Here is a 21,523-nt window from a genome sequence, read left to right on the forward strand (position 1 = left end):
GTTCAGGCCCGCCGGCCAGTGGCGCTCACCAGGGGGTAGGAGCGCACCGCGAACGCCGGATCATCGAGCAACGCTCGAAACTCGGCCAACTGCCGTCCGCTGATGCCGGAGGCGCGCAGCTGGTCGGCGAGCTGCTCCACGTTCACCCGGTGCAGGTCGATCCCCGGGCTCCCCCCGGTCCACGTCACCGAGAAGATGTCCGTGACGATCCGGGACAGGCCGTGGTCGCCCAGCGCCGTCGCGAGCGATCGCCCCCACGCCGGGTCGGCGCCCCGCTCGCGCAACAGCCCGTGGAATGCCCCGATGACCGCCTCGAACACGAGGGCCGACCCTCTCGGCGCGGCCAGCACCGGCGCGCGTTCACAGTCGAAGTCCTCGACCACCAGGTACCCGCCGGGCGCCAGACACCCGATCAGCCGATCCAGGACCAAGTGCCGCTCCGGCAGGTGGAGCAGCACCAGCCGGGCATGAATCAGGTCGAACTTGCCATCCGGCAGTTCATCGCGCACCACGTCGTGCCGGCGCGACACGACATTCGGCAGGTCCTCGATGTCGCGCAGCCAACGCGGATCGATATCGGTGACCAGAACGGAACCATCCGCACCCACCCGTTCAGCCAACCACGCGCCGATCCGTCCGTCGCCTCCGCCGACATCCCAACAACGCCATCCGGGACCGACCTCCGTCGCCGTCAGAACGCGTTTGCTGGCCACATCGTAAGTCCGAGCCAAAGCGTCGAAGCGCGCATCGGCCTGAGCCAGGTCGTTGCCGAGAAGATAACTGGCCACCAGCACAGCCCAGCCGAATCCAGACCCGGCGACAACCCCCGATGACCCGGCCCACCCCATCGTGTGAACTCTCGTGGGCAAGCCCCTGGACCGCCGGACCAACCCTGCCCCATCGCAACGACCCCACCGCGGAGTCGCCAACAAGATCAAGCTGCTCAAAGCGACAGATCCTGTTGCGAGCGAGCTTTACCTTGCTGCGCAAGCGAATCCTGCTCGACACCGGCAGCGCCGCAGGCGCGGCGGATGAACGCCCACTTGCGAACGGGTCGTCGGCACGCTTCGACGCGAAGTCCTCGACCACATCCTGTTCCGGGGAGAGGCTCATGCACGGCAAGTCCTCGCGGCCTACGAAGACCGCGACAAGCGACACCGGCCCCACCAGGCCCGTGACCGACTACCACCTGACGCTCGGCGGCACCCCGTCGCGGTGCACGACCTCGACACCCACAGACTGCACCGCAGCACCCGCATCCTGGGCGGGCTCGTCAACGAGTACAGATACGCCGCTTGACCAGCAACGATGACTTGTCGAGCCTCACAGGGTGATGTTCAGCATGCGGCCGGTGGTCAGGGGCACAGGTGTTGGTTCGGCCAGGACGGCACGAGCCTGCGCCATTCCTCGTCGGTCAGGTCGACGTCGGTCGCGGCGCACACGTACGCCGCCGCCTGCTCCACGTCGGTGGTCCAGCGCAGGACGTTGCCCGTCACGCCGCCGGTCACCAGTCCACCGGGGACGAAGGTGATGCCGGCCAGGCCTGTGGTCGCGGCGAACGTCGTCGTGGTCGACCCGCTCCGCACGTCCCATAGACGGAGGGTCTTGTCCAGGCCCGTGGTGGCCAGCTCGCGGCCGTCCGGGCTGAAGGCCACCTTGAGGACCTCGCCGGTGTGCCCTACGAGGACGGCGATCTGCGTGTGACTCGCGACGTCCCAGATGCGGACGGTCTTGTCGTCGCCGACGCTGGCGAGCGTGGCGCTGTCCGGACTGAACACGACATCGCGCACCACGCTGGCATGACCGGTCAGCGGCTCACCGAGCGGGCTTCGGGTCGCCACGTCCCACAGGCGCACTGTCTTGTCGTGGGCGGCGGTGGCGAGGACGCGTCCGTCGGGGCTGAACGCGACACCGGTGACTGAGTTCGTGTGGCCGGTGAGCGGTGCGCCGGCCGGGCCCTGCGCCGCGACGTCCCACAGCCGAACCGTGCTGTCCATGCCGGCGGTGGCGATGAGGGTTCCGTCGGGGCTGAACGTCGCGCCGCGGACCCACCCGGTGTGGCCGGTGAGCGGTGCGCCGAGCGGGGTGCCGGTCGCCGTGTCCCACAGGCGGAGCGTCCCGTCCCAACTGCCGGTCGCCAGCAACGTGCCGCGCGGGCTGAACGCCATCGCGCGGACCTCGGCGGTGTGCCCGGTGAGCGGTATGCCGAGCGGCCGGTGGCCCGGGACCTCCCACAGGCGCACGGTCCGGTCGTCGGAGGCCGTGCCGAGGACGCCGCCGTCCGGGCTGAGCGCCACGGCGTAGACCGCGTCGGTGTGTCCGAGCAGCAGCGTGGTGCGCAGCGACCAGACCAGGGCGTGTCCGTCCGAGTCGCCGCCGGCGAGTGCGGAACCGTCGGGGGTGAACGAGAGGTTGAGGACACTGCTCGTCGAGCCGGTCAGCGGTGTGCCGAGCGGCCGTCGGGTGGTCACGTCCCATAATCGGACCGTCTTGTCCCAACTGCTGCTGGCCAGGGTGCGCCCGTCCGGGCTGAACGCCACGCCGTAGGTGACGTTGGTGTGGCCGTTGAGTGGGTCGCCCAGCGGCGCGAGGGTGGTGACGTCCCACAGCCGCACCGACTTGTCGCCGCTGGTCGACGCGACGAGCCGGCCGTCCGGGCTGAACGCCACCCCGTTGGTGACGCTGGTGTGCCCGGTCAGGCGTCCGACCGGTGTCCGCGTCGCGAGGTCCCACAGCCGCACCGTCTTGTCGTCGCCGGAACTGGCGACCAGGGTGCCGTCGGGGCTGGTCGTGACGGCGGTGATCGCCCCGTCGTGCGCGGTCAGCGGAGCGCCGACCGCGAACCGGGTCGTGGCGTCCCAGAACCGCAGCGTGCCGTCGGCGCCGCCGCTGACCACCAGGCGTCCGTCCGGGCTGAACGCGACCCCGGTGACGACGCCCGCGTGCCCGGTGAGCGGCTCGCCGACCGCTCGCCGTCCGGCGACGTCCCACCACACCAGCGTGCCGTCGGTGGACGCGGTCACCAGCGTGGTCCCGTCCGGGCTGAAGGCGGCGCCGTTCACCATCCCGGTGTGGCCGGTGAGCGGCCCGCCCAAGGGTTCGCGGCTCCCGGCGTCCCAAAGTCGCACGGTGCCGCCGTCCCCCGCGGTGGCCATGACCCGGCCGTCGGCGCTGAACGCCACGTCGCGGACCTCGCCTTCATGGCCGCCCAGCCTGGCCGGCAGCGCCACCGCCTGGGTGCTGATCAGACTGTTGCGCGTGGCCGCGACGTCCGGCGCGATCCGCCACGCGGCCAGGCTGAGCTGGGCGGCGCGCACCGGGTCGACCTCGCGCAGCGCGGTCGCCTCGGCGACCAGCTGGCGCGCGACCGCCACCCGATGCGCCTCACGGGCGTCGTTGCGCTGCACGACGGTGATCACCGTCGCGACGGCCAACAACGCCACCACCGCCGCGGTCACGCCCCGGACCCGCAGGACGCGCCGTCGTCGCGCCCGGACCTGCTTGTCCCGCAAGCGGATCGCCGCGTCGAGGAACTCGCGCTCGTCGGCGTTGAGCGTCGCATCGCGGTGCGGCTGGTCGGCCCACGCCGTGACCTGGTCGAGCTGGGCGGCGCGGTAGAGCAGGTCCGGGTCGCGGCCTGCGGACTGCCAGGCGTGGGTCGCGTCGGTGATCCTGCGGTGCACCAGGAGGCCGTCGCGGTCGTCGGTGAGCCAGCGCCGCAAGCGGGGCCAGGCGCGGATCAGCGCCTCGTGCGCGACCTCGACGCTCTCCTCGCCGATCACCACCAGCCGGTCGGCGGCGAGCCGGTCCAGCACCCGGGACACGGTCACCGGGTCCGCCACCGTGGCCAGCTCGGTGTGCGCGGCCCGCCGTCGGGTGTCCTCGGTGCCGTCGCCCAAGGCCGTCAACCGCAGGAACACCCGCCGTGCCGCCTCCTGCTCGTCGGGGTCGAACTCGGCGTACGTCCGTTCGGCCGTCTGCGCCAGCGCGCCGTGCGCACCACCGGACGCGTGGTACCCGGCCTGGGTCAAGGAGCCGCCCCGCCTCCGGCGCCAGGTCTCCACCAGAGCGTGGGACAGCAGCGGGAGGCCGCCCGGCTCGTCGGCGATCTCGGCCAGCAAGGTCGCGACGAGCTCGCGTTCGACGATCAGCCCGGCGCGTGCGGCCGGTTGGGTGATCGCGGACCGCAGTTCGTCCCGGGTCATCGGCCCGACGAGCACCTGAGCGCCCTGGCCCAGCACCTCCACCAGGCCGGGGTGCGTCGCGCAGTGGCCGTAGAAGTCGGCCCGGACACCGAGCACGACGGTGGCCACCCGGCCCTCGCCGAGCGCGGCGTCCAGCAGCTCGTCGATGAAGGCCGTCCGTTCGGCGGGCTCGGAGCACAGCGTGAACAGCTCCTCGAACTGGTCGACCACCAGCAGGACGCGCCGGTCGCCGCCGGGGTCGGCGAGCCGGAGCGCCCGGTCGAGCCAGCCGGGTTCGCCCGAGTCGGGTTCCCGCCCGGACCACGCGGCCACCGCGTTGGCCAACTCACGGATCGGCGTCCGGGTCGGGGTCAGCAGCAGCGACGACCACTCGCGCCCGGAGAACGCCGCGTGCGACCGCGAGGCGGGCAGGAGCCCGGCGCGGATGAGCGAGGACTTCCCGCTGCCCGACGCGCCGAACACCGCGAGGACGGGCATGTCCGCGACCTTGTGCACCAGCTGCTCGACCAGCCGTTCACGGCCGAAGTAGCGGTCGGCGTCCTGCGGTCCGAACGCGGCAAGCCCGAGGTAGGGCGCGGCGGAGTCCTCTTCGACGATGCCGGTCAGCTCGGCTTCGGCCGCGCGCCATCGTTTTTCCCACTCCCCGCGATCACCACCGCACGCGACGGCGTAGGCCAGGGTGACCGCCAGGCTCGGCAGGCGGTCACCGCCCGCAGCCTCGGCCAGCGCCGTCACCGAGTAGTGCGCGGTCTTGGCCATCGTCCGGTAGCTGGGCCGCCCGGCCGCGTCGCGCAGTCCGCGGAGCTCGTGCGCGAGCCGCTGCACCGGGCCGGCCGCAGGGTCGAGTTCCCGCTCGGGCCTGCCCACGTCCGCCCCACCTCACCGCGGTTGTTTGTTCAGCGCTCTGACCAGCGGCTGAACAACCCGGGCCAACCTAGCATGGCCGTTGATCATCCGAAGGCCGTTGGCTGCGGCCATCTTCGGTGCAAGCGCTGCGGGGTCGCGAACAGGAGCACTGAGCCGTTTTCCACAGGAGGGGGACTGATGAGATCTGGAGACCTGGCGTTTGCCAGACGTGTGATGACCGTCGTCGCGATGACAGCCGCGTCGGCGGTGTTGGTGTTGTCGCCGGCGGCGGCTCAGCCGGTGCCGGCGGCGGTCGATGTGGCGGCCGTGGAGTCCGACCCTGGCGTGGCGGTGTGCTGCTCGAAGACGGTGAACAACAGCCAGTACAGCGTTCTCACGTACCGGCACTGGACTTGCGACTGGGGGACGACCGGATCCTCCAGCACGGGCTGCACCGACCTCAACGGCGGTTCCCGCTGGCTCGTGCCGGGCGAGCGCTCACCGCTGTTCGAGGACTGGGACGTGCTGCGTGTCGACGCGGGCTGGTGCTACCAGGTGGAATTCAGCGTCCCGGGCAAGGTCTGGACGCTGCGCTTCGACCAGAGCGGCCTCGGCGACCTCTACGTCAAGATCGAGGACTGGGGAACCGCGTTCGTCCAAGCCCAACGCTACCGCTCCTGCCCGTGATCTTCCCGGATCCCCCGTGTACCAGGGCGGGTCGGGCGCATGCGAGCGGCAATCCCGCGCGTAGAGCGGCGGGGTGCACGAATGGATACGCACCAACCTCAGATCTCCTGCAAGCGCTGAACGAAAGGAGTGCACGGTGAAAAGACCGGTGGCCTTGCTCGCGGTGGTAGCCGCAGTGCTGGGCTGGAGTTTGTCCGCTTTCCCCGTCGCGTCCGCCGAGGACCTGGCGGCGCACGCCGTCAGCCGCCCGGTGGCCGACGGCCCCGTACTCGTCCCACCTGGCACAGGGTCGCCGGAGCTTGAACGCCTCCGCGAAACCTTGTCGTCCAACTACGCGGACCCGATGACAGCGGCGGCCGGGATCAGCTGCTGGGACTACGTCAAGATCCGTTCCCACGGCAACAACCTCTACGTCGCCGTCGAACAGGACGAGTTCTTCCCCGACCGGGGTGTGCTGCGCGCCCGCACGCCCGGCGACGCCCTCGGGAGTTGGGAACGGTTCCCCGTGTGCCGGAACCCGGCGGACTGGCGGACCGTCATCGGGTCGTACTGGCGGCCCAAAGAACAGCCCGACCTGGTGTGCGCGGTGTTCGTGGACACCTCGGTGTGGGACACCGGTCGGGGCCTTCTGCGCACCCAGCCGTGCAGCGATGTCGCGTACTCCGTCTTCACCACCATCAACCCGCCCGGGAGCGGCTACTCGACCTGGTTCTACTCGGTCGATGTCGGCCTCTACGTGTCGGCGCAGCTGGACTACTCCGGGACCTACCACGCGAGCCTGCGCTCCCGGCTCGGCGAAGTGGGCCCGTGGGAATGGTTCACCTGGTAGCCGCACCGAGCGGCTTCCGGCCTCGTTACGCAGAATGACGACGCGAGCGGATGCCGCTGGTGCTTCGACTCCGGCTGTCCTCGCGCATGCCGCGAACACCTACGACTTCATGAAGGGCGCACATCGACGACACCGCGCCTCCGCCTCCGCGCGGTGCTGCCGTCGACGCCTGAACGACACGGCGCGCCGGCGCGCCACGGCTTGCCGACCGGTCGGCGATCCCGATGGTCAGGATCTCCACGAAGCACGCGACCCAGGCCATCACCGTGGCGTCGAACAAGTCGGTGACATACAGGTCCACGTCATCACCGACCGGTACCCGGTCCACCGCAGCAAGGCCGTCCGCGCCTGGCTGGAGACCAACGCCGACCGGGTCGAACTGCACCCGATGCCCGGTTAAAGCCCCCGAGCCCAACCCCGACGAGAGCTGCTCAACGCCGACCTCAAACGCAACGTCAACGCCTCCCGCGCCCACAACATCGACCGACTCGCCCACGAGACCCGGCGTTTCCTGCGCCGGCACCGGCCGCACATCGTCCGCAGCTACTTCGGAGCCCCGCACGTCCGCTACACCGCCATGTCGGCAATCAAACACTTTTGGCTCGATATCACCTGTTCGGCAGTTGTCAGGTCAAGATCGATCGGATTGACTGCGGTGCCGCGGTCCTGGACGGGGACGGGATCAGCGGTCATGACGGCTCAGGTCGTTCGATCGGTCAGGGCCTGAACCGGATTTGGTGTCGGTCCACCGTTCTCGCGGATTGTCGTGAACGGTCATCTGCCTGAAGGAAGGTATGTGGATGCGGTCGGTCTTGCGTTTGTTGGTGATCTTTTTCGCTGTCGTTGTATCGGCCACCGCGGCGACAGCGGTCGCTACGGCTGATGATGGCGATCTCGGGACGCGGTCTTACCCGTGTACTGACGGTTACTCCTGCTACTGGGACACGGCATCGTACCCCGGTGCGTATGACGCGAAGTGGGTCGCTCCCAGTTGCGGGTGGCACCACCTCACGCCGATCGGGTGGGGAGACCGAATTTCGAACGTCGCCAACCGGTCGGGTCACGCAACTGTTTACTTGTACAACTGGGAAGATGCTTGGGTCCAGATCGCGAAAATTCCTCCGATGACCGAGAAGAGCTTGTCGGGTACGTATGCGAATAACAAGACGGATGCTGTCTCCGTTACTTGCTGACAAGTTGGCTCGACGTCTGATGTCCGACGAGTTGTGGGAGCGGATCCTGTCATAAGGCCCGTCGTCGTGCCGCGTCCATATTACGACAGCCGCAGTGTGTGATCGCGGACAGCGTGTCGTGATCATGGATGCGGCCACCACGTGATCGACTCAAGGCCCGCTGAGCCTGGAGGATGACGTGGTGGCCGCCACCTCGTGCACGGTGGTCGATGACCGCCTGTTCGCGGCGATGGCCGACTACGCCCGGAGGAGTTGTTGATCGGCGGACCGTTGTGGACCCGTGCGGCAATGGTCGAGCTGATCCGGCTGGTCGTCGGGGTCGCCATGACCGAGCAGTGTGTCGGACTGGGGCTACGTCGACACGGTTTCACTCCGCAACGCCCTGCCCGACGCGCCTATGAACAACAACCCGCTGCGGTGCGGGCCTGGCTTCCAAAGGCCCTTCGGGCACGGACTGCCGACTCTCTCCCGAGCAGCAGGATCGGCTGGCCGCGGCGTTGGAGGAAGGACCGGCCGCGCACGGCAACATCGAGGATCAGCGGTGGACCCTGGCAAGGGTGGCGGACCTGGTCGCCCGGCTCTTCCGGGTCCGGTACACCCTACGAGGGGTGTCGATGTTGTTGCACCGTATGGGGTTCAGCCCACAGATGCCCGCGCACCGGCCGGTCGAACGCGACGAAGAGACCGTCATGACCTGGCGGCGGGAGGCGTGGTGGCAGGCAAAGCTAGCGGCCGAGCGTGGGGCGTGGATCTGCTTCGAGGACGAGGCGGGTCACACGCTACGGCCGCCGAAGGCGCGGACCTGGGCACCGCGCGGACAGACCCCGGTGATTCGGGTGTCGGGCAGGGCATCGGGCCGCATCTCGGTCGCCGGACTGTTCTGCGTCCGCCCCGGCGCCGAACCCGGACGACGCCCGCACCTGTTATACCGCGTCAAGGTCCACCGCGCCCGCAAAGGCGAACGCCGCAGCTTCGCCGAGACCGACTACGCCGCCCTGCTCGACGCCGCACACCAGTACCTCCACGCCGAGATCGTGGTGATCCGGGACAACCTCAACACCCACATCAGCGCCGTGATGCGCCGACTGGTCACCGGCCGCGACTGGCTGCACGTCATCCAGCTGCCGGCCGACGCACCCGACCTCAACCCCACCGAGGGCGTCTGGTCCCACGTCAAACGCAGCCTCGGCAACCTCGCCGTCACCAACGTCGACCACCTCGCCGCCATCGTGCGCAACCGGCTCAAACGCATCCAGTACCGACCCGACCTCCTGACCGGCTTCCACGCACAGACCGGCCTCACCCTTGAGCCTTTTTCATCATGGTCGACGGCGGGTTTCGACATGGTGTAGGACGAGGATGGCCGCGATGATCGCGGTGGCTCGGTGTGGGCAGCAGCGCAGCTTGGCCAGGATCTTCCAGCCCTTGAGCAGCGATACGGCGCGTTCGCCCAGGGCTCGGATGCGGGCGTGGGCCCGGTTGACCGCCTTCTGTCCGCGTGACAGCCGCGGCCGGGTGGCATGGCGCTTGAACGGGGTGCGCACCGTGCCGCCCGCGCCTTGATATGCCTTGTCGGCGAAGGCGGTGACATCGTTGGTGGTCAGCATATCGATCAGGCCGTGTGTGCGGGCCGCGGTCAGGTCGTGGACGGAGCCCGGCAGGGTCGGCGAGGCCCACACCAACCGCCGCGCCGGGTCGGCGAGGATCTGCACATTGACGCCGTGGCGGCGGTGTTTGCCGGAGAAGTACGGCTTCTGGTCGGCGACGCGGTCGATCGGAACGAGGGTGCCGTCGAGGATCGCGTAGGCCAGTCGGGTGGCCCGTTCACCGGCGGCGCGGAGGTCGTCGGCCAAGCTGGCGAGCAGGTCCACCGCTTCGCGGACGTAGCGCCAGGCGGTGCTGTAGGAGATGCCGAACCCGACGGCGAGGCGGGCGTGGGTGTCGCCGTTGCGCAGGTGGGCGAGCACGAGCAACGCCTGACGACCGGGTTCCAGTCGACGCCATCGGGACCGACGCCGCGCCCGTTCCGCGCGGATGAGATCGGCCAGGTGGACAAGGGTGTGGTTGGACAGCGGAATCGCGGCAGGGTAAGACAACACGGCGACGCTCCCGGCTGGGGCATCGGATCTTGGTCGACTGCTGTCTTACCGGGAGCCTCGCCCACCGCACCCCATTACCCAGTCCGCGCCGTGACTTGCACCGTCACGATGAAAATGGCTCCTTGATCCAGAGCCGCCCTAATCCTGACCATTCAGCCTCTGTAGCGGCGGTGGTCACGGCTGAGCTTCCCCTGTGGCCCGAAGTCGACTCTGTCGATCGGACCGCGAAAAGCCTGCGGTGGCTCGTAGTCTCGCGATTGATTGCTCACCGTAGTTCGACTGGCGACGACGCCGCGCGGAAATTCACTCAATGGTGTGTAGTTGGGGGTGGCTAGGACCTGACCGCTGCTCATATGGATGAATGCGCACAGATGACTCGGCAACAGGGATGGGTCACGCCCTTGCCCGATGTGGACCGGGATCACCTGCGAGCTCATGCCGAGAAGGGGGTGAATCGGGCTGCCCGGGCCAGAGGTGTTGCGTTGAAATGCTTCACGTCGGAGATGCCGTTCCGGCTGTCATGAACCATGTTCACATTTCATGTCTTTTGAATTGTGCGGTAACCTCCCGGTTCGCTTGAGCGCTTTCCGTGGGTAAGAGGATCTGAACGGTGAACTACTTGCGTGTAGATAGAGTGGCGGTGTCCGTGCTCGGCGTCCTGCGGGCTGCGCCGTTCCTGGATAAAGCACGGCACCGGCGAGTCGGTTCTTCTTCGGCGCATGGAAACATAACGGCGATATCCATACGGACCGGGGCGTGCGTCGGGTTCGCCGGCGCGGCAGGATCACGCCCGGATGTCCTGTCCGGAAGCGGATGCGGTCTTCGGCGGCGGGCATGAGTGGGCGGCGACATCGCCGAAGGCGGTCGATCGGTGCTCTGGGTCGACCTTCACCGGTGAAGCTGCGCGCCCGGCACAGGCTGGTCCGTTCACGCAGACGGCCGGGATTGCGGCGTGTGGTGCGTCGCTCGTTGGCCGGCTTGGCCGTCGTGGCTGCAGCAGGTGTGATCGCCGTGGCGGCGTGGCAGTTCAACCAGGCCGCCGAGGCGTGGCAGGACGCGGCCGGTGAAGAGATCCGCCGAGCGAGCGCACTCGAAGAATGTGTTCGGGCGATGCACTCCGAAGCCTTGCCGCTGGTCGGGTTGGTGATGGCGCAGCCGCGGCTGGACGGCCTACATGCCGTCCGCACCACGGCACCTGTCGCGGAGGTCGAGTCCGCCATGGCCGGCGAGACCGTGACGCGACTGCGGGCTGGTGCCGCCGCCGGTGGACCGGCCGTCATCGACGCTTGTCGTGTCGTTGAAGCAGGTCTGCACCCTGTGACGCTGATCGCGGACGGACCCGACTCGTCTCCCGGCGCGGCTCCGGAGGCGATAGCCGCTCAGGGTGATCGGGCGGCGGCGCGTGGCGTGGGAGTGACTGCGTTGGGAATCGTGATGGTTGTGATCGCGGTCGGCGTGGTCGCCCGGCGCTGCCTGTCGAGTCGACGCAGGACTGCGGCCGGCATGACGTCCGTGACCGCATGCGGTTCGGCCGTTCCCCCGGAAACGAGCGGCGCGCGGGCTCACAGTGCGCCCGTGGCCAAGTTGATGGCGTGGGGCCTGCTGGCGACCATGCCGTTCGTGCACCTCCTGGACACCGCCCAGGAACGGCGGTGTGAGGCGCTGGCCGCCATACAGGCTGTACGGCTGAGCACCACCGCGTTCGTCAGCAGCCACACGGCGTCGTCGTCGCCGCGCGGCCGCGAGGCGGAGGCCGCCGGTGAGAGCGACGCCCTCACCGGCTGGCTGAACGCGTCCACCAACTCCGAATCGTCGGCCGAAGAGGCAGTGCCTGCGGGAGAGCATGCTGCGGCGCCGCCGAACAGGCACCTCACGGCTGTGGCGCACCGGTCAACCGCCAAGCCGATGTGACGCAGCCAGGCTGGACCACCGTGCTCGACCCGAAACCAACACCGTGGCCGGCACTCCTCGAGCCCATACAGGGGCGGACGAGCGGAATCCTCGGTTCCGGCACGGGAATCGGCTTCGTGCTCATCGGTGCCCTGATCGCCACGCTGGTAACGATGTGCACCATGCCCGCACCCGCCGGAGGGACCAGGAAGTGGTCGACTGCGGCACTCGCGCCAGTTGCCATGCTCGCTCTGCTCGGCGGCTTGCTGCTGCCGTAGGCCGAGTCGGTCGTGAGGTTCCGACTGGTATGTAGATACCGGTTGGGCTGCGGCGAGTCGGGCAGCGTGGAGGTCCACGACGCCTCGACGCAGCGCCAGCCCTCGGGGACTGGCGAGGATCGCAACTGCCGACCCGAAGGATCTACGACCCATGCCGATGTGACACGCGTGCTCGAACTATTGGTCGACCTCGGCGAGGTTCAGCCCGTTGAGGTCGGTGAAGGGCGGCCAGTACGGAGCGGCACGCTGGCGGTGGTGCCGGCGCGGTGGCGGTCGATGCGGGTGTGTCAGGCAGATCCTCTGCCGGTCGCTCGGTGAACGAGTGGAGGGTTGCTGAGGTAGCGCGGCGATGAGGTCGTCCAGGAACCGCTCCAGCGGGTAGTCATACCCGTTGGAGCCGGTCGCCGCTGCGGGCGGCATCGACGCGGGACTGGACGGCGATGACCAGATCCGGCGACCTGACTCGGAACAACCAGAGGACGACTGCCTGCATGGATGGAAATCGTCGACAGGCGCAGAGCTGGATCGCGCGACGGACCGGTTCTGGCGCAGCTCGGCGCACCAGAACCTCGGGTGGACGGCTCGTTCCGGCTGGAGTCGCCGGAGGGTGGCGGCCTGTGGGTGACCGTCGAGTTCCCCGCCACCTGACCTCGTGCTCAAGAGGTGACGGCCACGCCTTCAGGCGACTTGCCGACGGTGAACGGTGTTGCGGGCTTGCCGTTCTTGGCGTTGATCACCGACACGGTGTCTGATCCCGTGTTGGTGATGTAGACGAAGCTGTCGTCGGGCGCCGCCGCGGAGCCCTCGGGCATGCGCTGGACCTTGACGACCTCGATGGGCCTGCCGGTGGGTCCCAGGACGCTGACGATGTTCGAGCCGGTGTTGGCGACGTGCACCCGGCCGCCCGGGGTGACCGAGACGCCGAGGGGCGCGTCGCCGACCTTGGTGGTGCGGCTCGGGCGGTTGGTGTTGGTCTCGATGACGGTGACCGTGTCGCTGCCGGTGTTGGCCGCGTAGAGGCGCGCGCCGTCGCGGCTGATGGCGATGCCGGCCGGGAAGACGCCGGCCGGGATGGTCCCGACGGCCGTCTGCGAGCGGGTATCGATGACCGTGACGCTGTCGCCGCCGTTGGTTGGTCACGTACACCCGGGAGCCGTCGGGGCCGGCGACCGCGCTGTGCGGGAACCGGCCGACGGGGATGGTCTTCACGGGAGTGTTGGTCGCGGTGTCGATGACCGTGACGTCGTCGCGGCCGAAGTTGGTGACGTAGGCGTGGGTGGGTGTGGCGGCGACGCCGAAGGGGTTGGGCCCCACGGGCACGGTGGCGATGACCGCGAGGGTCCGGGTGTCGATCACCGAAACGGTGTTCGAGGACTCGTTGGTGATGTAGACGCGGTGCCCGGCCGGGTGGGCGCCGACACCGGCGCAGGCACAACGCAGGTCAGCACCATGTCCTGGTCGCGTTGATACCGGTCAGGCAATCGTGATGAGGAAAGGAAATTCCTTGAAAACCGCGACAAATCAGATGAGATCGCGTCTCACGTGGCCAGTTTCGTAAGTCGTTTGAAGCAGTTCAGCGTTGCGGCGAGGGTAAGGAAGCCGCAGTAGTTGTCGGCGTGGCGTTCGTAGCGGATGGTCAGGCGGCGGTAGCCGGTCAGCCACGAGATGGTGCGTTCGACGACCCAGCGGTGTCGGCCGAGCCGTTCGGAGGAGTCGATGCCCTTTCGGGCGATGCGCGGGATGATGCCGCGTTGGCGTAACCATCGGCGGAGGTCGTCGATGTCGCAGGCCTTGTCCGCGTGCAGCTTCGCGGGCCGGAAGCGGCGCGGACCTCGCCGTGAGCGGATGCGCGGGACGGCCATCAGCATGGGCTTGAGTGCCTGGCTGTCGTGCAGGTTCGCCGCCGACACCCCGACGACCAACGGCAGCCCGGCGCGGTCGGACACCACGTGGATCTTCGAACCGGGCTTGCCGCGGTCAACCGGGATCGGGCCGGTCATGTCGCCCCCTTTTCGCCCGGATCGATGCGGCGTCCAGGATCGCCCGCGACCAGTCGACCTCGCCCCGCGACCCGGACTCGTCCAGCACGGCGGCCTGATGCAACCGCCGCCACACCGCGGCCTTGGTCCACTCGGTGAACCTGCGGTGCGCGGTCGGCACGGTCACACCGAACAACGGCGGCAACTCCCGCCACCCGCACCCACTGGTCAGCACGTAGACGATCGCGGTGAACACCGCTCGATCGTCCACCGACGCCGTTCCGCCACCCTATGGACGCGCCCTGAACTTCGGAATCAACGGCTCCGCCAACACTCACAGCTCATCGGGCACCAACCGCAACGACAACCGATCAACCACAGACGAAGATCATGGCACAACGTTCACCGCCACGTGAGACGTGGTCTAAGGGCAATACCGGTGACTTAAGGCTTGATCGGGTAGGTTGTGGGTTCTGGAGGTGTCTGGATGCCACGGCCTGGGCAGGTGAAGCCCGAGACGGATGCGCGGTTGTCGGATCGGATCGCGATCGGGTTGTTGACCAGGTCGTTTCCGCCTGAGTTGGTGGATCGGGTGATCGTCGAGACCGGGCGGGAGGGGCAGCGTGACCGGCTGTTGCCGCCGCGGGTGGTGGTGTACTTCGTGCTGGCGATGTGCTTGTTCTCCGGTCAGGGCTATGAAGAGGTGGCCCGGTTGTTGACCGAGGGCCTGTCGTGGGCGGCGCGGTGGTCCAAGCCGTGGCGGGTGCCGAGCACGGCGGCGATCTCCCGGGCTCGGGTCAAGCTGGGCCCGGCGCCGTTGAAGGCGTTGTTCGAGCAGGTCGCGATGCCGTTGGCGGGGCCGACCACGCGTGGGGCGTGGTATCGGAGCTGGCGGGTGCTCGCCGTCGACGGCACGACGTTCGACGCGCCCGACACGCCGGAGAACACGGAACGGTTCGGTCGGCCGGGCAGCGGCAGGGCGGCGGCGCGGGGTGATCGGGCGGCGTTTCCGCAGGTGCGGGTGGTGGCGGTGGCCGAGTGCGGCACCCACGCGATCGTCGCGGCCACGCTGGGCCCGATCACCAAGGCCGAGGCCACCCTGGCCCACGACCTGTTCCCCGGCCTGGGCGCGGGCGATCTGGTGATCGCCGACCGGGGGTTCGCCGGACTGCCGTTGTGGCGGGCCGCGTCGACGAACGGCGCGGACCTGTTGTGGCGGGTGCGCGCCAACATCGTGCTGCCGGTGCGGGAAGAGCTGCCCGACGGGTCGTATCTGTCGGAGATCGTGGCCACCGACGACCACTACCGCCGCAAAGATCCGGTGACCGTTCGGGTCGTGGAGTACACACTGGACGATCCCGCACGCCCCGAACACGACGCGCCCTACCGGTTGATCACCACGATCCTCGACCACCGCGGGGCCCCGGCGAAGGAGTTGGCGGCGTTGTACTGCCAACGCTGGGAGATCGAGACCGCGCTCGACGAACTCAAGACCCACCAACGCGGCCCCGGACAGGTGCTGCGCTCCCGCTCGCCCGACGGCGTCGAGCAGGAGATCTGGGCACACCTGCTGGTGCACCACGCGATCCGGGCGCTGATGCACACCGCCGCCACCGACGCTGGCCTCGACCCCGACCGGCTCTCGTTCATCCGCAGCCTGCGCCTGGCCCACCGCCAGACCACCGCGCAGGCCGCCTTTTCCCCCTGACCGATTAGCCCACGCCCTGCTCGACGGCATCCGCGAGATCCTCGCCCGACTCCTGCCGAAACGGCGATTCCGCAGCAACCCCCGCGTGGTCAAACGCAAAATGTCCGGCTACAAACTCAAACGCTCCCAGCACCGGACCTGTCTACAGCCCACCCGCGACCCCGCCGAGGCAGTCCGGATCGCACCGCACTACCGCACCGTCTCCGCCAACAAGCAGCGCAAACCTCTCTAAGTCACTGGTATTGGGTCTAAGGGGCAGGACGATTTTTTCAAGAGATTTGAACCCCGTCAGCCTTGAACAACGATCCGGAATACCGCTCCGAACAGTCGCGAACCTCCACCGTTCGGGCGAGTGCACATACCTCCGGAGAGTCACTAGTCTGATTCGGTGCGTAGTGGGGAAGTCGTAGCCGGTCGGTACCGGGTCGGGGACGTCATCGGTGCGGGCGGCATGGGAAAGGTCTGGCAGGCCACCGACCTCGAACTACGCCGGGCGGTGGCTCTCAAGGAGACCAGCACCGGCGACGAGGAGGAGATCCGCCGTGAGGCCAGGATCGGAGCGGGGCTGCACCACCCCAACGTGGTCTCGGTCTTCGACGTGGTCGAGGAGGGCGACCGGCGGTGGTTGGTCATGGAGTACCTGCCGGCGCGCAGCCTTGCCGAGATGATCCGGGAGGACGGCCCGATCTCCCCGAGCCGCGCGGCCCGTGTCGGCGCGCAGATCGCTACCGCGCTGTCCGCAATGCACGCCAAGGGCATGGTGCACCGGGATGTCACGCCGGGCAACATTCTCGTCACCGACGACGGCACGGCGAAGCTGATCGACCTCGGCATCACGACGTGGGACCAGGTCACGCGGACCGGGACCCAGCAGAACACCGGGACTCCCGCCTACATGGCCCCGGAGGTGCGCGATGGCCACCGCGTCACGTCGGCTGCCGACGTGTACTCGCTGGGAACCACGCTGGCGGCTGCCGTCAAGGGCCACGACCAGGCGAACGGACGCTTCGCGGACCTCCTGGCCAGGCTGACCGAGCCGAGCCCGTCCCGCCGGCCCACCGCGGACGAGGCAGCGAAGCTCCTCGCGAGATCCTGCGGGCGGCGGCCCACCCGAGGCGTGCTGGTGGGTGCAGGTGTCGGCATGGTCGCGGTGCTGGTCGCCGCCGTTGTGGTTCTCGTACGCGATTCGGACAGGCCGAGCGCCGTGGCCGATGCGCCGGGCTCGTCCCGCCGCGCCGCCCCACCCGGCGGCGACGGCAAGCTGCTGTACGGCGTTGGCGACCAGCTCAACTCCGTGCTGGCGAGCGAATTGGTGCGGGACACCCCGGTCCGTATGTTGACCACTACCTACCACAAGCCCAGCGACCTGTCGAAAATGACACCCTGGGGCGACGCCGCGGTACCCGAGGCCTATGCGGAGGGCTACGCATTGCACCTGATCGTGTCGGACTGGGAGGTCGACGATCCTGAAATCAGTGTCACCACCGCGCACGGCGTCGGCTGCGGCCGGGCCTACGTGCTGACTTCCGATTTCCCTCGGCACATGCGCTCCCTCGCGCGCATCTTCGCCGGGCAGGTCGACGGTCCGCCCCTCTACGTCACCGTGTTCCAGGACGTCAACAAGATGGGGTGTAAGGACGGGTACTACGCCGACGAAGCCTCGAGCACGGCGTACTACAAGGCGTTGAAGGACCGTTACCTCGAGGTCTTGCGGATCTTCCACGAAGAGGCGCCCAACTCGCGGGTGGCGCTGGGCTGGGACGCGTGGCAGGCCAGGAACGACGACCCGAGAATGGGTTACGGTCGGTCCATGTTCAGCCACTTCGCCGACGTGCTGGCGGCGTCGGACTTCCAGTCCGTCATCGCCAAGGAGCCGCTGGGCAATGTGGACGACGTGCGGCAATCCGTCCGCATCCTCGGCGAGTACGGCCCGGTCATGGTAGCCGCCTATGGCAACAAGAGAACGGACAACGTCGCCGACGGGGAGGTTCGGGCGCTGCTGTCCGACGTGTCGATCGCCGAACTCACCGGGTATGGCCTGTTCGCCTGGAACTTCAACTCCGAGGGGGTGCTGTCCAGGGCGGGCAGGCCGACCCTCGACTTCGTCAAGGACGTCGTGCGCCGGACTGGACGGGAACCGCGGTAGACTTTCCGGCCCGTCAAACGAAACGTAACGCTGGAGAAGCATCGAAGGATCAGCCCAGCGGCTCCGAAGCTGCGGATCGCACTGCGGACGGCCAAGCGGCGAGGTCTGGTCGACGTAGTCGTCAACGGCATCCTGATCCGATCAACCGCATCGACGCCGACCTGTGCCGCTCGAAAGTCATTGAGCCGAAATCACTCGGTTGCCTACACGATGGCGTAGCGGACGTGGCGTGTCTGGAAGTAGCCGAGGACGATATGCGGCCGGCGTCGGTGCAGGAAGCGGCGTGTTCTTTGGGCAAGCCTGTCGGCGGTGTGGGCAGGAGGCGTTGACGTTGCGTTTGAGGCGGTGTTGAGCAGCTCATCCGGGTTGGGCTCGGGGCTGTAGGCGGGCATCAGGTGCAGTTCGACGGGGTTGACGTTGGCCTCCAGCCAGGTGCGGGCGGCCTTGCTGCGGTGGACCGGGTGCCGGTCCGCGATGACGTGCACCTTCCGACCGGCCTGGCGTGCCACGCGATCGAGGAACGTGGTGAAAACCGGTGCGGTGAAACGGCCGGTGAACACGGTGAACCACAACGCGCCCCTCGGGGCCACGGCGGACATCACGTTGACCCGCAGTCGTTTCCCGGTCACCCGTACCACCGGCGTCCGCCCCTTGGTCGCTCGGGAACGGCCCGGCCCGGCGGCGTCCGGGCGCAGTCCGCACTGGTCGACCCACGCGATCACCGCACCCTCGGCCTTCGCCCGTGTCTCGATCGCCGGGTACTGCTCGTCGAGCCAGGCCCGTACCGCGGCCGGTCGCTGCCCGTAAGTATTGCGGGCGGGGCGTTGCGGGGTGAGCCCGTGTCGGCGCAGCCACAACCCGACACCCTGCTCGGTCATCACCACGCCGACGACCAGCCTGATCGGTTCGACCACCGCCTGACGGGTCCACAACGGGCCGCCGATCAGCAACTCCTCGGGCGTGTAGTCGGCCATCGCCGCGAACAGCGTGCCCCGCTCCTCGTCGCCGATCAGCTCGGCCGGCCCGGGACGACGCCCTTGCCGCACCGCCAGTCCCTCGCACCCCTCCCGGAGATAGGCGCGCCACCAGGTGCCCACCGACCGTTCGGACACCCCGAACACCCCGGTCGCCTGCCGGTAACTCTCCACCCTGCCCGACTCCAGCGCGGCCACCACACGCAATCGCAGCACCTCGCGCTCCGCCGGCGACAGCCGACGCGCGTTCTCCACCTCGATCGCGAGTGATCAACTTACAGGTAAGGGATCACTTTCGGTTCAATAGTGCTTGGGGGACAGCGCGGTGAGGTCTTCACGGCTTCGATGGCGGGCGTCGCCGAGGACGGTGTCGGGAGAGGCGGTGAACCGGCTGGCCCGGTCGGATCGGAGGGCGGTTGCCCGGCGGGCGTCCGAGTCGATCGAAGATCAGGTACGGCAGTCGTGACGCCACACCTCACGATCATGTCCTCGTGTTCCACGGTGCACGGTGCACGGTGCACGGTGCACCGCAGCTCGGTGCATCGTGACCCGAGGACTCAGTAGTAGACGCGGACCCAGTCGACCTCGAACACCGCGGGCCGCAGGCCGCCGGCACCGGTGAAGTTGTCCAGCTGGATGTTGAGGTGGCCCGACGGCATGGCCTGGATGTCCGTCCGGCCGTCCGGGCCTGCGCCGCCGGACAGGCGGAACCACTCGACGCCGTCGACGTAGCCGACGAGCGCGGTGGGGCTCCACTCGAAGGCGAAGTTGTGCCACTGGGTCATGTCGACCGGGCAGATCTCGCGGTAGACCTTGTTGTCGTTCGGGCTCTTCGGGTAGTGCAGGAACGCCGACAGGCACTGTTCGTCGGGGTTCGAGTACTCCACCCAGTCGTACTCGCCGTCGATCAGCCGCTTCCCCGAGGTCGGCCAGATCAGGTGCAGCGGGTGGTAGAGGCCGCCGGAGGCGCCGGTATTGCGCGAGCGGGACCGGATCTCCCACTTGCCGTACTGGCGGTCCAGCTTCTGCCTGAGCCAGCCGGTGTCGCCGTTGGCCTCACCGGTCATGGTCATGATCCCGCCGGCCACCGCGGAGTTCTTCGCGCAGCGCCTGCCGTTGCCTGCGTGGCCTTCCCAACAGCCCTGCGTGCCGCCCACCGTACCGCTGGGCGTCGCCCACTTGGTCGGGTCGACCGGGCCCGTGTAGTCGAACTCGTCCGAGATCGGCTGCGGCGTACCCCAGCCGTAGCGGACGGCTGCCTGCGTCTGGCCTCCGGGCTGGGTCGTCGTAGTGGTGGTGCTCGTCGTGCTCGGGCTGGTGGTCGTCGGCTCTGTGGTGATGGGCGCGGTTGCGCCGACCCGGTAATCGCATGCGGTCGCCCGGAAGCTCGCACCGGCGGCGGTGTACTCGTGGTCGCTGAGCACGTTGGCCCGCACCGCGCCGGGCGGCGCGGTCAGGTCGGCGGCGACACGGGTCCAGCCGGACGCAGGCAAGGACACCCACGGACCGTCGATGTGGCCCAGGTACCCGCTGTTGTCGCCCTCTGGCGTGGAGTACCAGTCGACCTCGACGCGGGCGCGACCGGCTTGGGTGGCGGCGACGTCGTAGCCGAATGTCCACCGCTCGCCCGCCCTCACCGGCTGCTGCGGCAGGTAGAGCGACGGGGTCGCCACCGGATTGTTCTGCTGCACATAGGCGAACCTCGCCGTTTGGTGGTCGCTGACGGGTTCGCGGGTGGGAGTCGCACCCCTCAGTGGCCCCCACTCCGCCAGAGTCTTGTTCAGCACCGGGTTGTTGCATGTCGACACGTTCGTCCCGGTGCCGGCCGGGGGCTGCGCCACCGACACCCCGCCGAGCACCAGCGCGGTCGTGACACCCACGACGCCTCCGCCGAGGACCCATCGTCGTCGCTGAACGGCCATGAACTGCTCTCCTTGTGGTCGTTGACGGTCATGACGGAGCATGGCGACCACCGCTGAACGCCTGCTGATCGCCGACGTACGTGCTCGGACCAGGCGAATCAGCGCGCGCTCTGCGCGTGGTCAGCTGTGGTCGCCAGGACGGCGCGTTCGAGGACCCGGATCGAGCACCGTCAGACCCTGGTGAGGCCCGCTGGAACGAGAGCTGTTGTGTGTTTCTGGTAAGCGCGCTCGCAGCGGTGAGCGCGCCCGAAGCACTGGCGGGGCCAGTCCAGGCTCTCGTGGTTGATCGGGCACCTTAGGTCCGACGACAGTATGGGCAACCGCACCGGGACCGGTCCCCTGACTCGTCGAGCCTGTCCGCGAGAGCGCGTCGGGACGGGTCCCCTGCGCCGGCGGGTGCGTTCCGTCCAGACCGGGGCACCACTGCCTCGGGAACGGGCCGGCGTAAGGCGAGTGCAGAACGACAATGCGATCGACTCTGTCCGCGAGAGGGGAGCGGGCAGCGCCGACAGGATTCGATAGTGACTCGCAGGAATCGTCACGCGTTCGGCGACTGCCGCCGTGGAGGTTGTGAATCGAGGTAGGCGGGTCCCGGCACACCGCACCGATTGGAATTGACCTGGGCCGACCATCGACACGCCGGGAAAGGACTTCGCCCTGACCGGGAGGTCGCCGCACCCGAGCCGGATAGGGGAGCTGACCGGCGAGCGGATACTGCGTGCTCAACGATCCGGTACCGCGGTCAGCCGGCCCGACGTCCCGGTCGC

At 68.7% G+C, this 21,523-nt stretch carries 14 protein-coding genes and 5 pseudogenes; 9 read left to right on the plus strand and 10 right to left on the minus strand.

Annotation, left to right across the window (positions count from 1 at the left end; genetic code table 11):
* Positions 1-2 precede the first annotated feature (2 nt).
* Positions 3-794: a class I SAM-dependent methyltransferase gene (locus tag LNK82_RS01965; protein ID WP_230565154.1), complete on the minus strand. Its 792-nt coding sequence runs from the start codon at positions 792-794 to the stop codon at positions 3-5.
* 262 nt (positions 795-1,056) lie between these two features.
* Between LNK82_RS01965 and LNK82_RS48205 the strand changes: the two are divergent.
* A pseudogene (locus tag LNK82_RS48205) lies at positions 1,057-1,299 on the plus strand (integrase core domain-containing protein); the annotation flags it as partial.
* A gap of 56 nt (positions 1,300-1,355) precedes the next feature.
* On the opposite strand, the gene LNK82_RS01970 reads toward LNK82_RS48205, so the two are convergent.
* Positions 1,356-5,072, minus strand: coding sequence for an nSTAND1 domain-containing NTPase (locus tag LNK82_RS01970; protein WP_230565155.1), 3,717 nt, complete (start codon positions 5,070-5,072; stop codon positions 1,356-1,358).
* Between the two features lie 228 nt (positions 5,073-5,300).
* On the opposite strand from LNK82_RS01970, the gene LNK82_RS01975 reads away from it, so the two are divergent.
* The gene (locus tag LNK82_RS01975; RefSeq protein ID WP_230565156.1) at positions 5,301-5,738 is read left to right on the plus strand and encodes a hypothetical protein; all 438 of its coding nucleotides are present in this window, start codon (positions 5,301-5,303) and stop codon (positions 5,736-5,738) included.
* 136 nt (positions 5,739-5,874) lie between these two features.
* Positions 5,875-6,567 (plus strand): fascin domain-containing protein, encoded by a 693-nt coding sequence (locus tag LNK82_RS01980; RefSeq protein ID WP_230565157.1) that lies wholly within the window; start codon positions 5,875-5,877, stop codon positions 6,565-6,567.
* A 25-nt stretch (positions 6,568-6,592) separates the two neighbouring features.
* Here the strand turns inward: LNK82_RS01980 and LNK82_RS01985 are convergent, their stop codons facing one another.
* A complete protein-coding gene (locus tag LNK82_RS01985) occupies positions 6,593-7,090 on the minus strand; it encodes a hypothetical protein (RefSeq protein ID WP_230565158.1) in 498 nt (165 codons plus the stop codon).
* Positions 7,091-8,030: 940 nt separating this feature from the next.
* Here LNK82_RS01985 and LNK82_RS48210 point away from each other — a divergent pair.
* Both LNK82_RS48210 and LNK82_RS01990 read left to right on the plus strand, forming a co-directional pair.
* Positions 8,031-8,180 (plus strand): annotated as a pseudogene (locus LNK82_RS48210) (helix-turn-helix domain-containing protein); the annotation flags it as partial.
* A gap of 5 nt (positions 8,181-8,185) precedes the next feature.
* Positions 8,186-9,112 (plus strand): IS630 family transposase, encoded by a 927-nt coding sequence (locus tag LNK82_RS01990; protein WP_230565431.1) that lies wholly within the window; start codon positions 8,186-8,188, stop codon positions 9,110-9,112.
* Here LNK82_RS01990 and LNK82_RS01995 read toward each other — a convergent pair.
* On the minus strand, positions 9,080-9,859 hold the full coding sequence (locus LNK82_RS01995; protein ID WP_230565159.1) for a transposase family protein: 780 nt from the start codon (positions 9,857-9,859) through the stop codon (positions 9,080-9,082). The genes LNK82_RS01990 and LNK82_RS01995 overlap by 33 nt on opposite strands.
* Positions 9,860-10,861: 1,002 nt before the next feature.
* On the opposite strand from LNK82_RS01995, the gene LNK82_RS02000 reads away from it, so the two are divergent.
* On the plus strand, positions 10,862-11,770 hold the full coding sequence (locus LNK82_RS02000) for a hypothetical protein (protein ID WP_230565160.1): 909 nt from the start codon (positions 10,862-10,864) through the stop codon (positions 11,768-11,770).
* Between the two features lie 913 nt (positions 11,771-12,683).
* Here the strand turns inward: LNK82_RS02000 and LNK82_RS02005 are convergent.
* Positions 12,684-12,839, minus strand: a complete 156-nt coding sequence (locus tag LNK82_RS02005) for a YncE family protein (protein WP_230565161.1) — start codon at positions 12,837-12,839, stop codon at positions 12,684-12,686.
* On the opposite strand from LNK82_RS02005, the gene LNK82_RS47530 reads away from it, so the two are divergent.
* Positions 12,838-13,044 (plus strand): hypothetical protein, encoded by a 207-nt coding sequence (locus LNK82_RS47530; RefSeq protein ID WP_308257149.1) that lies wholly within the window; start codon positions 12,838-12,840, stop codon positions 13,042-13,044. The two genes, LNK82_RS02005 and LNK82_RS47530, sit on opposite strands and share 2 nt — an antisense overlap.
* On the opposite strand, the pseudogene LNK82_RS47535 reads toward LNK82_RS47530, so the two are convergent.
* From LNK82_RS47535 to LNK82_RS02020, 3 pseudogenes are all read right to left on the minus strand, one after another.
* Positions 12,996-13,133 (minus strand): annotated as a pseudogene (locus LNK82_RS47535) (YncE family protein); the annotation flags it as partial. The gene LNK82_RS47530 and the pseudogene LNK82_RS47535 sit on opposite strands and share 49 nt — an antisense overlap.
* A 115-nt stretch (positions 13,134-13,248) precedes the next feature.
* Positions 13,249-13,383 (minus strand): annotated as a pseudogene (locus tag LNK82_RS46520) (YncE family protein); the annotation flags it as partial.
* A 182-nt stretch (positions 13,384-13,565) separates the two neighbouring features.
* Positions 13,566-14,340: pseudogene (locus tag LNK82_RS02020) on the minus strand (IS5 family transposase).
* 153 nt (positions 14,341-14,493) lie between these two features.
* Between LNK82_RS02020 and LNK82_RS02025 the strand changes: the two are divergent.
* Both LNK82_RS02025 and LNK82_RS02030 read left to right on the plus strand, forming a co-directional pair.
* Positions 14,494-15,714, plus strand: coding sequence for an IS4 family transposase (locus LNK82_RS02025; protein WP_230565162.1), 1,221 nt, complete (start codon positions 14,494-14,496; stop codon positions 15,712-15,714).
* Positions 15,715-16,102: 388 nt separating this feature from the next.
* Entirely contained in the window at positions 16,103-17,860 is a 1,758-nt protein-coding gene (locus LNK82_RS02030) for a serine/threonine-protein kinase (RefSeq protein ID WP_308257142.1), read from the plus strand.
* 203 nt (positions 17,861-18,063) lie between these two features.
* Here LNK82_RS02030 and LNK82_RS02035 read toward each other — a convergent pair whose 3' ends face one another.
* Positions 18,064-19,050 carry an IS630 family transposase gene (locus LNK82_RS02035; protein ID WP_230565164.1) on the minus strand — a complete coding sequence of 329 codons (987 nt, stop codon included), beginning with the start codon at positions 19,048-19,050 and terminating at the stop codon, positions 18,064-18,066.
* A 341-nt stretch (positions 19,051-19,391) separates the two neighbouring features.
* A complete protein-coding gene (locus LNK82_RS47540) occupies positions 19,392-20,714 on the minus strand; it encodes a glycoside hydrolase family 16 protein (protein WP_230565165.1) in 1,323 nt (440 codons plus the stop codon).
* Positions 20,715-21,523: the final 809 nt, after the last annotated feature.

Source organism: Saccharothrix luteola, assembly GCF_020859565.1.
GTDB lineage: Bacteria > Actinomycetota > Actinomycetes > Mycobacteriales > Pseudonocardiaceae > Actinosynnema > Actinosynnema luteola.